We start from the raw sequence: 13,819 nt of genomic DNA, 5'->3' as shown, positions 1-13,819 counted from the left end.
AACCGATTCGGCTGCGTGATTCACGCACCGAAAGGCGTTAGCGGATACCGGCCTTGGCGGCGGTGATGTCGCCGTTGGTGAAGTCGACCTGGCGGTCGGCGTTCGAGAGAGCGGTGACTATGCAGGTGCCGAAGGGGCCGGTTCGGTCGAACAGGGTGGCGCTGCCGACGGCGACGCCGTCGGCGCTGAGGTGGCTGTCGGCTTCGACGCCGATCTCGGCGCCGACCGGTGTACGGGCCAGGGCCAGGGTCATGTCGGTGTTGATGAAGCCGACGCCTGCGCTGCCCCAATTGGTCATCAGGCTGGTGGCCTCGCCGATCACCACGGCACCGACGAAGGGTGAGGGCGGTTCGCCCTCCAGCACCCGCATCGGCACCTGCCACATGCGCTTTCGGCTGCCGTTCTGGTGCTCGCCGATGTCGGCGGACCACCCGTCGGCGTGCGCGTCACTGCCGAAGAGCGGACGCGTGGGCTCAGTGGCGACCGGCACCGACGGCGGCCGCGGGACCTCCCTGCGCGTCCACAACTGCCCCGGCGGCTGCACCGAGCGCTTGAGAAAGACGACGGTCGCCCTGGCGACGTCGACACCGTCCTGCATCAGCGCGGCGTCGGCGACGCGGATCCGTCGCCCCTCCCGGACCAGCTCCGTCACCACGGTCACCGGTTTGGCCAGCGTGGGCCGGAACAGGTCGACGGTCAGCCGGGCGGGCAGGAAACCCGCCGAACAATGTTGCTGTTCCAGCGCTCTGGCCAGTAGTCCGCAGACCGCGGGCCCGTTGATCATCGTGGGCGACCAGGCGCTCGCGGCGAACGGCAACGGCTCGAAGCCGTGCGCGGTCGCCTCGAAGAACCCGTAGCGGACAACCATCTACTTGCGGCTCGCCTCGGCGTGCTCGTCGGCGGCACGTTCCTCGGTCTGCGACTTGGCCCACCGATAGTCGGGCTTGCCCGCCGGGGAACGCTTGATCTCGTCGACGAACCACAGGCTGCGGGGCAGCTTGTAGGGGGCGATCTCCTTGGTGAGGAAGGGGCGCAGATCATCGATGGTGGGGCGGTTCTCGCCACGACATTGCACGACCGCGACGACGCGCTGACCCCAGCGTTCGTCGTCGACGCCGACCACCAGCGCATCGAAGATCTCCGGGTGCGTCTTCAACGCGCCTTCGACCTCTTCGGGGTAGATCTTCTCGCCGCCGCTGTTGATGCTGACCGAACCGCGGCCGAGCATGGTGACCGTGCCGTCTTCCTCGACCCTGGCGTAGTCGCCGGGGATGGCGTAGCGAATTCCGTTGTACTCCTTGAACGTTGCGGCGGTCTTCGCCTCGTCCTTGTAGTAGCCGAGCGGAATGTGCCCGCGCCGGGCCAGAATTCCGACCACGCCCGAGCCTGGCTGCACCGGATTCCCGTCTTCGTCGAGCACCTCGGTGGAGCCGTCGATCTTCACCCGCGGCCCACCGGTGTGGTTGACGCCCTTGGCCACGATCGACAGACCGCCGAAGCCGGTCTCCGAGGAGCCGATGGAATCGGAGATCATCCGGTTCGGCAACAGCTCGAGGAACTGGTCCTTGATCGCGGGCGAGAACAGCGCCGCGCTGCTCGCCATCACGTACAGGCTCGAAAGGTCATAGGGCTGACCGGTTTCCGGGTTGCCCTCGATCAACGCGTCCAGCATCGGCCGGGCCATCGCGTCGCCGGTGATGAAGATCAGGTTGATCTTGTGCCGGTCGATCGCCTGCCACACGCCGTGCCCGCTGAACTCGGGCAGCATCACGGCCTTGCCGCCGTCGAACAGGCTGTGGAAGGTCGCCGTCTGCGAACCACCGTGGATCATCGGCGGAATCGGGAACCGGACCATGCTCGGGTTGTTGGCCGCCCCCACCTTGGACTGCTGCCACTCGTCCTCGATCGGCTCGCCGGTGATGAAGTTGATGCCGCCGCCGAGCACCCGCCACCAGTCCTCGTGCCGCCACATGACGCCCTTCGGCAGGCCGGTGGTGCCGCCGGTGTAGAGCATGAAGATGTCGTCGGGGGAACGCTCACCGAAGTCCCGCTCGCCCGATGACTGCGCCAGGGCCGCCTCGTATTCGACCGAATCCGCTGCGGTCGCGATCGTCCCGGTCGTATCGTCGTCCACGACGAGAACGGTCTTCAGCAACGGGGTCTTCGCCCGTACGCCGGCGACCCGGTCGCTGTAGCGGCGCTCGTGGATCAACGCGACCATGTCCGAATTGTCGAAGATGTATTGCAACTCGTTCTCGACGTAACGGAAGTTCACGTTGATCATCACCGCGCGCGCCTTGAACACCGCGACCATCGCCTCGACGGCCTCGATCGTGTTGCGCGAGTAGATGCCTACCTTGTCGCCCGGCTTGACACCGTGTTCGAGCAGGTAGTGAGCCAACTTGTTGGCGCGCTCCTCCAGCTGTGCGTAGGTCACCTCGCGGCCGTCGTCAGCGAGCGCGACGCGGTCGGGCATCAGGTCGATGGAATGTTCGACAAGGTCCGCTATGTTGTAGCTCACAAGGCTAAAAATAGAACGTGTTACTGTTCCTGGCAAGGCTCGAAGGTCAGGAGATTCGCTAATGCCACATTGCCTCGTCGAGAAACGCGACCATGTCCTCATCGTGACGATGAATCGCCCCGAGGCGCGCAACGCGCTGTCGGCGGAGATGATGGCGATCATGCGCGACGCCTGGGACCAGGTGGACAGCGATCCGGACATCCGGGTGGCGATCCTGACCGGCGCAGGCGGCGCGTTCTGCGCGGGCGCGGACCTCAAGGCGATGACCACCCAGCACCCCGGCGATTCGTTCGCCGGCGGCGGCTGGGATCTGTCCAAGATCGAGGCGCTGCTCAAGGGCCGCCGCCTGACCAAGCCGCTGATCGCGGCGGTCGAGGGCGCGGCCATCGCGGGCGGCACCGAGATCCTCCAGGGCACCGACATCCGAGTGGCCGGCGAAAGCGCGAAATTCGGTGTGTCCGAGGCGCGCTGGGGCCTGTTCCCGCTCGGCGGCTCCGCGGTGCGCCTGGTCCGGCAGATTCCGTACACCGTTGCCGCCGACATCCTGCTGACCGGCAGGCACGTCACCGCCGCCGAGGCCAAGGAGATCGGGCTGATCGGGCACGTGGTGCCGGACGGCGGCGCGCTGGACAAGGCGCTCGAACTGGCCGCACTGATCGCCGCGAACGGCCCGCTGGCGGTGCAGGCCATCCTGCGCACCATCCGCGACACCGAGGGCATGCACGAGGAAGAGGCGTTCCAGATCGACGCGAAGCTCGGCACCGCCGTGTTCCGCTCGACGGATGCCAAGGAGGGCCCGAAGGCCTTCGCGGAGAAGCGGAAGCCGACCTTCACCGGCAGCTGAGAAAACGACGCTCAGAGCGCATACGAGCACGAGTCCGCCCCCGGCACCTTTCGGTACCGGGGGCGACCCTCGTCGAGGCTCAACAACTCGTGTAATCCATCCAGAACGGCTCCCACTGATGGCCGTCCGGATCGAGGAAGCTGCGGCTGTACATGCCGACCTGCTCCTCCTGCGCCCGCTTGTCCGCGTTGATCTCCTCGGTGCCGCCCGCGGCGAGCGCGGCGGTCGCCAGCGCGTCCACCTCCGCGGCGCTGGTCAGCGCCAATCCGTAAGTGGCGCCGACTTTCTCGCCGGTATCGGCGACCTTGCGCCGGCAGAACGTGGTGAAGAACTGCGTGGTCAAAAGCATGACGCAGATGTTGTCGTCGATGACGATGCAGGCCGCGTTGTCGTCGGTGAACTCCTGGTTGACCTTCCAGCCGAGCGCCTCGTAGAAATCTTTCGACCGATTCAGCTCGGCGACGGGTAGGTTGAGAAAAATCATCCGGCTGGTCATGTCTCGGGCACCTTTTCGTAGTCCGCCTGTTTAGTTGCGCACCAATAGAGACGAAGCCCGGCGGCCGAACTCATCGCTCGCCCCCACGATGTGACCGCACCCACCCCGGCGGCCGTTCGATGATCTTGATGGCGCTGGTAGCGGACTTTTGGGTCTGGGATGTGTCGGTGGGCTGTGGCAGGGTGACACCCATGAACGACTTGTCCGGCCAGACCGCCGGCCTCGCTCCCGACGTGCTCGAATCCTTCGAGAAGCACCGCCGGGAATTGTGCGCTTACGCTTACCGCATGCTCGGCTCCTCCTTCGAGGCCGAGGATGCCGTCCAGGAGACCTTCACCCGCGCGTGGAAGTCCTACGACTCGTTCGAGGGCCGCGCGAGCCTGCGCTCCTGGCTGTATCGAATCACCACCAACGTCTGCCTCGACATGCTCGACGGGCCGCAGCGCCGCGCCAGGCCGATGGATCTGTCCGGCCCGTCGCGCCCGGATTCGCCACTACCCGCGCCGCAGCCGGACTACGTCTGGATCGAGCCGATCCCGAACGCGCTGGCGTTCGGCGCCGACCCGGCCGACCACGCCTCGGCCAAGGACACGCTGCGCCTGGCCTTCGTCGCCGCCTGCCAGCACCTGCCCGCCACCCAGCGCGCGATCCTGATCATGCGCGAGGTGCTGCGGTTCTCCGCCAACGAGACCGCCGATGCGCTCACCATGTCCCCCGCGTCGGTCAACAGCGCGTTGCAACGGGCCAGGGCCACCATGTCGAAGGTGCAGCCGGCCGCCACCGACACCTACGACGAGTCGAACGAGGACCAGCGCAAGCTGGTCGACAACTTCGTCAAGGCGTTCGAGGCCTACGACATGGACGCCCTCACCACGCTGCTGAAGACCGACGTGTCGCTGTCCATGCCGCCGCTCGAGTTCTGGGTCTCCGGCCCGGCCGACGTCACCGCGTTCATGCTCGGCCACGGCAGCGCCTGCCGCGACTCCAAGATGATCCGGCTCGAAGGCGCCAACGGCGAACCGGCCTTCGGCCAGTACAAGCCCGGCGACGAGCCCGGCGTCTGGATCCCGTGGTCGGTCATCGTGCTCGAGCTGGACGGCAACGCCGTGTCGAACATGTGCTTCTTCCTCGACACCGCGAAGCTGTTCCCGCTCTTCGGCCTGCCCCCGGAGCTGCGCGAACCGGTCTGACACACAGCGAAGGCGACCTCCACGGTCCGGAGGTCGCCTTCGCTGGTCTCACGATGCGGGGACGTACCGCTCGCGCAGCTTGCGCTTGTACAGCTTCCCGTTCGGGTCGCGCGGCAGCTCGGCCAGATAGTCCACCGACTTCGGCATCTTGTACTTCGCCAATTGTGTTGCGGCGAAGGCCAGCAGCTCGGCGGTGAGTTCGTCGCTGCCCTCGATGCCCTCCGCGGGCTGCACCACGGCCTTGACCTCGGCGCCCCAATCCGGGTGCGGGATACCGAAGACCGCGACATCGCCGACCTTCGGATGGGTGATCAGCACGTTCTCGATCTCGGCCGGGTAGATGTTCACGCCGCCGGACAGGATCAGGTCGGAGCGGCGATCGTGCAGGTAGAGGTAACCGTCCTCGTCCAGGTGGCCGATGTCGCCGACGGTGAACAGGTCACCGACCCGCGAATCCTCGGTCTTGGCCTTGTCGTGGTGGTACTCGAAACTCGAAGCGCCCATGCGCATGTAGACCAGGCCGGGCTCGCCGGCGGGAACCTCGGTGCCGTCTTCCTCGCTGAGCACCTTGATCACCGACCACGGCCACGCCTTGCCGACCGAGCCGGGCTTGCGCAGCCACTCGGTTCCGTTGATCACCGTGCCGCCGCCCTCGGTGGCCGCGTAGTACTCGGTGACCGTCGGCCCCCACCACTCCAGCATCTTCCGCTTGGTCTCCTGCGGGCACGGCGCGGCGCCGTGCACCATGCTGCGCAGCGAGGACACGTCGTACTTGGCGCGCACCTCCGCGGGCAGCGCGAGCAGCCGGTGGAACTGGGTCGGCACCATGTGACTGTGCGTCACCCGGTACTTGTCGATCAGCCGCAGCATCTCCTCGGCTTCCCACCGATCCATCAGAACGAGCTTGTGCCCCAACTGAATCGAGATGGTCGCGAAGTTCAGCACCGCGGTGTGATAGAGCGGCGACCCGCAGATGTGCACGTGATCGTCGTAGGGCGCCAGCTCGAACAGCCCGAAGAACGCGCCGGTATGCGGCGGCACCACATCCGGGTCGGCGCCGGTCAGCGGGCGGCGAACGCCCTTGGGCCGCCCCGTGGTTCCGGAGGTGTAGAGCATCGGCGCGCCGGTGCTGCGGTCGGACGGGCGCCCGGTGTCCGCGGCGCCGAGCCAGGCCACCGACTTGAAGCCCTCGATCTCGCCGACCGAAAAGCGCGCCGACGCAGGCAATTTCGCCTCGTCGGCGGCGGCCTTCCCGGTGGCGGCGAAACGATCGCTGACCAGGAACGCCTTCGCCTCGCTGTCCTGCAGGATGTAGGCGACCTCCGGGCCGGTGAGATGCCAATTCACCGCGACGATGTACAGCCCGGCCTGGTACGCCGCGAAGTAGGCGGCGATCGCCTCGACGCAGTTGTGCACCATGCTCACCAGCACGTCGCCGGTTTCCAGGCCGAGCCCGCGCAGGCCGGTGGCGTATCGATCGGCGAGCGTGGCCAATTCGCGATACGTCACCTCCCGGCCCGCCGGATCGACCATGGCGATCCGATCGGGTTCGGCTTCGGCGATGTTCCAGAGACCGAGAATTTTTACTGACTCCTGCGTCGTCACAGTATTGAATCTAGAACGTGTTCTACATATCGACAAGGGGTGCGAGCCGACGTAATTGTTCGACATCGGGCGCCGACACCAACATCATGGTGACCCCGGCCGCCGACCAGACCCCCAGTTGCTTCCGCACATGCTCTTCATCGCCGATGATCGCGGTATCCAGAATCATCTCGTCCGGCACCACGGCCGCCGCCTCGGCCTTCTTGCCCGCCATGAACAGCCTGCCGATCTCGTCGACCTCGCGTTCATAGCCCATCCGCCGATAGACCTGCGCGTGGAAATTCTGCTCCGGCGCACCCATGCCGCCGATGTAGAGCGACATGATCCAGCGCATCTTCTCCAGCTCGCTCGCCGCGTCGTCGGTGATCACCACCTGGCAGCTCGCGGCGATCTCGAAGTCCGCGCGCGAGCGGCGCGCGCCCGCCCGGGCGAAGCCCTCGTCCAGCCAGTCGTTGTACATGTTCGCCAGCCGCGGCGCGTAGTAGATGGCCAGCCAGCCGTCGGCGATCTCCGCGGTCAGCGCCACATTCTTCGGGCCTTCGGCGCCGAGCCAGATCGGCAAATCCGCACGTAGCGGGTGCACGATCGGCTTGAGCGGCTTACCGAGTCCGGTCGACCCCGGCCCGGTGTAGGGCAGCGGGTAATTCGGCCCGTCGTTGGTGACCGGCGCCGCGCGCTCGAGGATGCGCCGGATGATCCCGACGTATTCGCGGGTGCGTTGCAGCGGCTTGGCGAACGGCTGCCCGTACCATCCCTCCACCACCTGCGGCCCGGACACCCCGAGCCCGAGGATCGCCCGGCCGCCGCTGAGATGGTCCAGCGTGAGCGCGTGCATCGCGGTCGCGGCCGGCGTGCGGGCCGACATCTGCACCACCGAGGTGCCGAGGCGCACCCGCTCGGTCGACGATCCCCACCAGGTCAGCGGGCCGAACGCGTCCGATCCCCACGACTCCGCGGCGAATACCGCGTCGAACCCGGCATCCTCGGCCGCGACCACCAACTCCCCCGCATGCTGCGGCGGCTGCGCCATCCAGTACCCGAGTTGCAGTCCGAACTTCATGGAACACCCTTTCCGAGCCAACTGCTTGCCAGCAGAATAAGAACCTGTTCTACTCGACATTGTGACTCAGGGGAATACTGCATCCGGCGTAATCGCGGATGAGAGAGGGTCGGAATTGAACACCGTGCCCGATGTACTCAGCGCGCCCCTCCGGGTGCGATTCGACTACACCCGGTCCGTCGGACCGACGATCGGCAACTTTCTGACCAATCTGCGCGCCCGCAAGATCGTCGGCGTGCGCGGCCCGGACGGACGCGTGCTGGTGCCGCCGCCGGAATACGATCCGGTGACCGCCCAACCGCTGACCGAGTTCGTCGAGGTCGCCGACACCGGCACCGTCGAGACCTGGACCTGGGTGCGTGAGCCGCTGCCCGGCCAGCCGTTCGACCGGCCGTTCGCCTGGGCGTTGATCCGGCTGGACGGCGCGGACACCACGCTGCTGCACGCGGTCGACGTCGCCGCGCCCGAGGACATCCACACCGGCCTGCGCGTGCGGGTCCACTGGGCCGCGGAGACCACCGGCAGCATCCATGACATCGCCTCGTTCGTGCCGGGCGAAGCGTCCGAAGCGCCGGTGGCGGCCACCGACGGTGACCCGATCACGGTGATCACCACGCCGGTCGACTTGAACTACAAGCACACCGCCTCGCCGCAGGAAACCGTCTACCTGCGCGGACTGGCCGAGGGCAAGCTGCTCGGCGGCCGCACCGACGCCGCGGGCAAGGTGTACTTCCCGCCGCGCGGCGCCAATCCGACCGACGGCAGGCCTACCGACGAGGTCGTCGAGCTGCCCGACCGCGGCACGGTCACCACGTTCTGCATCGTGAACGTGCCGTTCCTCGGTCAGCGGATCAAGCCGCCGTACGTCGCCGCCTATGTGCTGCTCGACGGTGCGGACATCCCGGTGCTGCACCTCGTACTCGGTTGCGAGGCAAGCGAAGTGCGGATGGGCATGCGGGTGGAAGCCGTGTGGAAGCCGCGCGAGGAGTGGGGCTTCGGCCTGGAGAACGTGGACCACTTCCGCCCCTCCGGCGAGCCCGACGCCGAGTACGACACCTACAAGCATCACCTCTGAGAGGCGCACGTTGACTGACAACGACCCGTCGACCCACCCCGCCGTCTCCGCAAGCTCCGACGGCTACCATCCCCCGGTTGACATCGCGGTCGTGGGTTTCGCCCACGCGCCGCACGTGCCGGAGACCTTCGGCACCACCAATGGTGTGGAGATGCTGGTGCCTTGCTTCCAGCAGATCTACAGCCAGCTCGGCATCACCAAGTCCGACATCGACTTCTGGTGCTCCGGCTCCTCGGATTACCTGGCCGGCCGGGCCTTTTCGTTCATCTCGGCGATCGACGCGATCGGCGCGGTGCCGCCGATCAACGAGTCACACGTGGAGATGGACGCCGCCTGGGCGCTGTACGAGGCGTGGGTGAAACTGCGCTCGGGACAGGCGACGACCGCGCTGGTGTACGGCTTCGGCAAGTCCTCCGCGGGCACGCTGCGCCAGGTGCTCACCATGCAGCTCGATCCTTATCTGGTGACCCCGCTGTGGCCGGACGCGTGGTCCATCGCGGGCTTGCAGGCCAGGGCCGGGCTCGACGCGGGTCGCTGGACCGAACGCGATATGGCCGCGGTGGCCGCGGGTGACGGCGGCGACGTCGAAAGTCTTTTGAGCGCACCCTATATCGCGGATCCGCTGCGCGCGCACGACGTCGCGCCGATCACCGATGGCGCGGCCGCGATCGTGCTCGCCGTCGGCGACCGGGCCCGCGAACTCTGCGAGCGCCCGGCCTGGATCACCGGCATGGCGCACCGGGTGGACACCCCGATGCTCGGCGCGCGTGACCTCACCGTCTCGCCGTCGACTTCGGCTGCGGCCCAGGCGGTTACCGGTGGCGACACCACCTTCGACATCGCCGAACTGCACGCGCCGTTCAGCCATCAGCAGTTGATCCTCGCCGAGGCGATCGGCCTGAAGAACGGCACCAAGGTGAACCCGTCGGGTGGCGCGCTCGCCGCGAATCCGATGTTCGCCGCCGGTCTGGAGCGCATCGGTTTCGCCGCGAAGGCCATCATGGCGGGCGACGCGAATCGCGCGCTCGCCCATGCGACCAGCGGGCCCGCGTTGCAGCAAAACCTTGTGACAGTTCTGGATTCGGAGGCGAGCCGATGACCTTCCCGGCTGCGGTGCTCGGCACCGGACAAACCCATCACGTGACGAAAAGAACCGATGTATCGATGGCGGGCATGTGCCGCGAAGCCATCGATCGCGCGCTCGACGACGCCGGTCTCACCATCGCCGATATCGATGCGGTGGTGGTCGGTAAGGCGCCGGATCTGTTCGAGGGCGTCATGATGCCCGAGCTGTATCTGGCGGATGCGTTGGGCGCCACCGGAAAACCGCTGTTGCGCGTGCATACCGCCGGTTCGGTCGGCGGCTCCACCGGTGTGGTCGCCGCCAATCTCGTGCAGGCCGGGGTGCACAAGCGGGTACTCGCGATCGCCTGGGAGAAGCAGTCGGAGTCGAATGCCATGTGGGCGTTGTCGATTCCGGTGCCGTTCACCATGCCGGTCGGCGCGGGCGCCGGCGGCTACTTCGCCCCGCACGTGCGCTCCTACATCCGCCGCTCCAACGCGCCGAGCCATATCGGCGCGATGGTCGCGGTGAAGGACCGCCGCAACGGCGCGAAGAACCCCCTGGCGCACCTGAAACAGCCTGACATCACGCTGGAATCGGTGCTGGCCTCGCAAATGCTGTGGGACCCCATCCGTTTCGACGAGACCTGCCCGTCCTCCGACGGCGCGTGCGCCCTGGTGATCGGCGACGAAGAGGCGGCGACCGCGGTCGAGGCCACCGGCAAGAAGGTCGCCTGGGTGCACGGCACCGCGATGCGCACCGAGCCGACCACCTTCGCCGGCCGCGACCAGGTCAACCCGCAGGCCGGCCAGGACGCCGCCGCCGCGCTGTGGAAGGCGGCCGGAATCACCGACCCGCTCAACGAGATCGACGTGGCCGAGATCTACGTGCCGTTCTCCTGGTTCGAGCCGATGTGGCTGGAGAACCTCGGCTTCGTGCCGCAGGGCGACGGCTGGAAACTCACCGACAAGGGCGAGACCGAGATCGGCGGCATCCTGCCGGTCAACCCGTCCGGCGGCGTGCTCTCCTCCAATCCGATCGGCGCCTCCGGGCTCATCCGCTTCGCCGAGGCGGCCAAGCAGGTCATGGGCCGGGCCGGGGCCTATCAGGTGGAAGGCGCACGCAAGGCGTTCGGCCACGCCTATGGCGGTGGGTCCCAGTACTTCTCGATGTGGGTAGTCGGGTCGGAGCAGCGATGAGCCCGTTGCAGTTCACCCTCGGTATCGCGCTGAGCCCGCTGGAGCAACTGCCCGAGCTGGCGAAAACCGCTGAGGAGTGCGGCTTCTCGTCGATCGCGCTGCCGGACTCGCTGTTCTACATGAAGTCGGCGGCGGCGAAGTATCCATATACCGCTGACGGCAGCCGGTTCTGGGGACCGGAGACCCCCTGGGTCGATCCGCTCATCGGGGCGACCGCCATGGCGGCGGTGACCAGCCGGATCCGGTTCTACACCAACGTGCTCAAGCTCGGTTCGCGCAATCCGCTGCTGCTGGCTCGCCAAGTCGGCTCGGTGGCCAATCTTTCCGGCAACCGCTTCGGCTTCGGCGTCGGGATCGGCTGGGCCCCGGAGGAATTCGAATGGTGCGGGGTGCCGTACGCGCGCCGCGGCGCCCGGGTCGACGAGATGATCGAAGTGATCAAGCTGGTCCTCGGCGGCGGCATGGTCGAATTCCACGGCGAGTTCTTCGATTTCGACGAACTCCAGGTCAGCCCCGCGCCGACCGAGCCGGTGCCGTTCTACATCGGCGGGCACACCGAGGCGGCGCTGCGCCGCGCCGCTCGGGTGGGCGACGGCTGGACCTCGGCGATGATGACCTACGACGAGCTGTGCCGGACCATCGGCAAGCTGGACGCGCTGCGCGCCGAATTCGGCCGCAGCGACCTGCCGTTCGAGATCCAGGCGGTGTGCATCGACCGGTTCGGCCGCTCGGGCTACCAGGATCTGGCCAACGCCGGCGTCACCGACGCGATCGTGGTCCCCTGGCTCTTCGACGGCATCGGCTTCGACGGCGACCTCGCCGCCAAACAGGACTCGCTGCGCCGATTCGCCGCGGCGAACATCGAAGATCCGATCGTCGCGGAGGTTTCTGCATGACCACCACCACCGACCATCCGGCTCGGACCGCCGGGCTCGCCTCGCAGGCCGCGGTCCGGGCCAGGGACAAGGACGCGTGGGTCGCGCTGTTCGCCGAGGACGGCATCGTCGAAGATCCCATCGGCCCTTCGGGTTTCGACCCCGAGGGCAAGGGACACCGCGGTAAGGAGGCGATCGCGGCGTTCTGGGACAAGGCGATCGCGCAGACCGAACTGATCGAGTTCCTGTTCGGCGACTCGTTCGCCTGCGGCAACGAGATCGCGTTCACCGGCACCATCCGCAGCACGCTCGGCGGCCATCAGATCGACGCGGACGGTGTGTTCACCTATCGCGTCGATGACCAAGGCAAAATCGCTGCGCTGCGGGCTTTTTGGGAGGTCGACCGCGCGATGGCCACGGCAAGGAAGATCGGCTGAACACAGACCAACGGGCGAAAGGCCCTCGTACCGGAAGTGGGGACTGCCGGGACGAGGGCCTTTTTTCTTGCTCAGTGCGCGACGGGACAGGTCTTGAAATCGACCTGGAATTCCTTGATCCCGTTGAGCCAGCCGGAGCGCAGCCGCTTGGGATCACCGAGCTTGGTGATGTCGGGCAGGTGATCGGCGATGGCGTTGAAGATCAGGTCGATCTCCAGCCGGGCCAGGTTCGCGCCGACACAGAAGTGCGCGCCGGTGCCGCCGAAGGACACGTGCTGGTTGTCCTTTCGCAGGATGTCGAACTGCTCCGGGTTCTCGAACACCTCGTCGTCGAAGTTGGCCGACCGGTACAGCATCACCAGCCGCTGGCCCTTCTTGATCTCTACCCCACCGAGTTCGGTGTCCGCCAACGCCGTCCGCTGGAACGAGATGATCGGCGAGGCCCACCGGATGATCTCGTCGACGGCGGTCGCCGGGCGCTCCTTCTTGTACAGCTCCCACTGATCCGGGTTGTCCAGGAAGGCCATCATGCCGTGGGTGATCGCGTTGCGCGTGGTCTCGTTGCCTGCCACCGCGAGCAGGATCACGAAGAAGCCGAACTCCTCCGGGGTCAGTTGATCGCCATCCACGTCGGCCTCGACCAGCTTGGTGACGATGTCGTCGGCCGGACAGGCCTTGCGATCGGCCGCCATTTGGTAGGCGTAGCCGAGGATTTCGGCCGACGAGGCGACCGGGTCGACGTCGATATCCGGGTCGTCGTAGCCGGTCATCTCGTTCGACCAGGTGAAGACCTTCATCCGGTCCTCCTGCGGGATGCCGATCAGCTCGGCGATCGCCTGTAGCGGCAGCTCGCACGCGACCTTGGCGACGAAGTCACCGGACCCGGATTCGGCTGCGGCCTTGACGATCTCGTGGGCGCGCGCCGAAAGTTCCGCGCGCAGACCGTTGATCGCCCGCGGAGTGAAGCCGCGCGAGATAATCTTGCGCAGCTTCGTGTGTTCCGGGGCGTCCTTGTTCAGCAGGACGAACCGCTGCAATTCGATCTGCTCGCGGGTGATGTCGTCGTTGAACCGCGGAATGGCGGTGTTCTCGAAGGTGGAGAACACCTCGCCGCGCCGCGATACCTCTTTGACGTCGGCGTGCTTGCTCACCACCCAGAAGCCCTCGTCATGGAAGCCACTGACCTCGACCGGCTGTGGATTCCACCAGACCGGGGCGGTCCGGCGCAGCTCGGCGAACTCCTCGACCGGAATCCGTTCGGCGTAAATGTCGGGGTCTGTGACGTCGAATCCGTCCGGCAGATTCGGCCGGGCATTCCGAGGGTCTACCACCAGATGTCTCCTTCGACAAACTGAAACACGTTCTATAATCATTGAAGCATAGGTGGCCGGATCAGGAAAGAAACCGGACAGAACCGCTCACCAGCTACATGAACTCGTTTCAGTTTCTGCATC

At 66.8% G+C, this 13,819-nt stretch carries 13 protein-coding genes; 7 read left to right on the top strand and 6 right to left on the bottom strand.

Going from position 1 to position 13,819, the window contains the following annotated elements:
• Nucleotides 1-37: 37 nt before the first annotated feature.
• A complete protein-coding gene (locus AB0M22_RS41870; protein WP_364738761.1) occupies nucleotides 38-868 on the bottom strand; it encodes a thioesterase family protein in 831 nt (276 codons plus the stop codon).
• Nucleotides 869-2,521 (bottom strand): acyl-CoA synthetase, encoded by a 1,653-nt coding sequence (locus AB0M22_RS41865; RefSeq protein ID WP_364738759.1) that lies wholly within the window; start codon nucleotides 2,519-2,521, stop codon nucleotides 869-871. It lies immediately after the preceding gene.
• A gap of 61 nt (nucleotides 2,522-2,582) precedes the next feature.
• Between AB0M22_RS41865 and AB0M22_RS41860 the strand changes: the two genes are divergently transcribed.
• Nucleotides 2,583-3,365, top strand: coding sequence for a crotonase/enoyl-CoA hydratase family protein (locus tag AB0M22_RS41860; protein WP_150403802.1), 783 nt, complete (start codon nucleotides 2,583-2,585; stop codon nucleotides 3,363-3,365).
• A gap of 79 nt (nucleotides 3,366-3,444) precedes the next feature.
• On the opposite strand, the gene AB0M22_RS41855 is transcribed toward AB0M22_RS41860, so the two are convergent.
• Nucleotides 3,445-3,861, bottom strand: coding sequence for a VOC family protein (locus tag AB0M22_RS41855; protein WP_364738757.1), 417 nt, complete (start codon nucleotides 3,859-3,861; stop codon nucleotides 3,445-3,447).
• A gap of 191 nt (nucleotides 3,862-4,052) precedes the next feature.
• Between AB0M22_RS41855 and AB0M22_RS41850 the strand changes: the two genes are divergently transcribed.
• Entirely contained in the window at nucleotides 4,053-5,051 is a 999-nt protein-coding gene (locus AB0M22_RS41850; RefSeq protein ID WP_364738755.1) for a sigma-70 family RNA polymerase sigma factor, read from the top strand.
• Between the two features lie 48 nt (nucleotides 5,052-5,099).
• On the opposite strand, the gene AB0M22_RS41845 is transcribed toward AB0M22_RS41850, so the two are convergent.
• Nucleotides 5,100-6,656: an acyl-CoA synthetase gene (locus AB0M22_RS41845; protein ID WP_364738753.1), complete on the bottom strand. Its 1,557-nt coding sequence runs from the start codon at nucleotides 6,654-6,656 to the stop codon at nucleotides 5,100-5,102.
• Between the two features lie 22 nt (nucleotides 6,657-6,678).
• A complete protein-coding gene (locus tag AB0M22_RS41840; protein WP_364738751.1) occupies nucleotides 6,679-7,716 on the bottom strand; it encodes an LLM class F420-dependent oxidoreductase in 1,038 nt (345 codons plus the stop codon).
• A 115-nt stretch (nucleotides 7,717-7,831) separates the two neighbouring features.
• Here AB0M22_RS41840 and AB0M22_RS41835 point away from each other — a divergent pair, with 115 nt between their 5' ends.
• From AB0M22_RS41835 to AB0M22_RS41815, 5 genes are all read left to right on the top strand, one after another.
• Complete coding sequence (locus tag AB0M22_RS41835; RefSeq protein WP_364738749.1) at nucleotides 7,832-8,791, top strand: OB-fold domain-containing protein; 960 nt, start codon at nucleotides 7,832-7,834, stop codon at nucleotides 8,789-8,791.
• 82 nt (nucleotides 8,792-8,873) lie between these two features.
• On the top strand, nucleotides 8,874-9,890 hold the full coding sequence (locus AB0M22_RS41830; protein WP_364738854.1) for a thiolase domain-containing protein: 1,017 nt from the start codon (nucleotides 8,874-8,876) through the stop codon (nucleotides 9,888-9,890).
• A complete protein-coding gene (locus AB0M22_RS41825) occupies nucleotides 9,887-11,053 on the top strand; it encodes a thiolase domain-containing protein (protein ID WP_364738747.1) in 1,167 nt (388 codons plus the stop codon). The genes AB0M22_RS41830 and AB0M22_RS41825 overlap by 4 nt, the downstream gene beginning before the upstream one ends.
• Before the next feature lie 5 nt (nucleotides 11,054-11,058).
• Nucleotides 11,059-11,949: a TIGR03619 family F420-dependent LLM class oxidoreductase gene (locus tag AB0M22_RS41820; protein WP_364738852.1), complete on the top strand. Its 891-nt coding sequence runs from the start codon at nucleotides 11,059-11,061 to the stop codon at nucleotides 11,947-11,949.
• Nucleotides 11,946-12,365 (top strand): nuclear transport factor 2 family protein, encoded by a 420-nt coding sequence (locus AB0M22_RS41815; RefSeq protein ID WP_364738745.1) that lies wholly within the window; start codon nucleotides 11,946-11,948, stop codon nucleotides 12,363-12,365. The genes AB0M22_RS41820 and AB0M22_RS41815 overlap by 4 nt, the downstream gene beginning before the upstream one ends.
• 71 nt (nucleotides 12,366-12,436) lie before the next feature.
• On the opposite strand, the gene AB0M22_RS41810 is transcribed toward AB0M22_RS41815, so the two are convergent.
• The gene (locus AB0M22_RS41810; protein WP_364738743.1) at nucleotides 12,437-13,738 is read right to left on the bottom strand and encodes a cytochrome P450; all 1,302 of its coding nucleotides are present in this window, start codon (nucleotides 13,736-13,738) and stop codon (nucleotides 12,437-12,439) included.
• Nucleotides 13,739-13,819: the final 81 nt, after the last annotated feature.

Source organism: Nocardia sp. NPDC051756 (assembly GCF_040681495.1).
GTDB lineage: Bacteria > Actinomycetota > Actinomycetes > Mycobacteriales > Mycobacteriaceae > Nocardia.
Note: the sequence above shows the minus strand (reverse complement) of the source record. Positions and strands in the feature narration are given on the sequence as shown.

Coding starts and splice junctions, on each gene's coding strand:
- AB0M22_RS41860 (WP_150403802.1), top strand. CDS start 2,583: ATGCCACATTGCCTCGTCGAGAAACGCGACCATGTCCTCATCGTGACG.
- AB0M22_RS41825 (WP_364738747.1), top strand. CDS start 9,887: ATGACCTTCCCGGCTGCGGTGCTCGGCACCGGACAAACCCATCACGTG.
- AB0M22_RS41855 (WP_364738757.1), bottom strand. CDS start 3,861: ATGACCAGCCGGATGATTTTTCTCAACCTACCCGTCGCCGAGCTGAAT.
- AB0M22_RS41870 (WP_364738761.1), bottom strand. CDS start 868: ATGGTTGTCCGCTACGGGTTCTTCGAGGCGACCGCGCACGGCTTCGAG.
- AB0M22_RS41840 (WP_364738751.1), bottom strand. CDS start 7,716: ATGAAGTTCGGACTGCAACTCGGGTACTGGATGGCGCAGCCGCCGCAG.
- AB0M22_RS41850 (WP_364738755.1), top strand. CDS start 4,053: ATGAACGACTTGTCCGGCCAGACCGCCGGCCTCGCTCCCGACGTGCTC.
- AB0M22_RS41815 (WP_364738745.1), top strand. CDS start 11,946: ATGACCACCACCACCGACCATCCGGCTCGGACCGCCGGGCTCGCCTCG.
- AB0M22_RS41810 (WP_364738743.1), bottom strand. CDS start 13,738: ATGATTATAGAACGTGTTTCAGTTTGTCGAAGGAGACATCTGGTGGTA.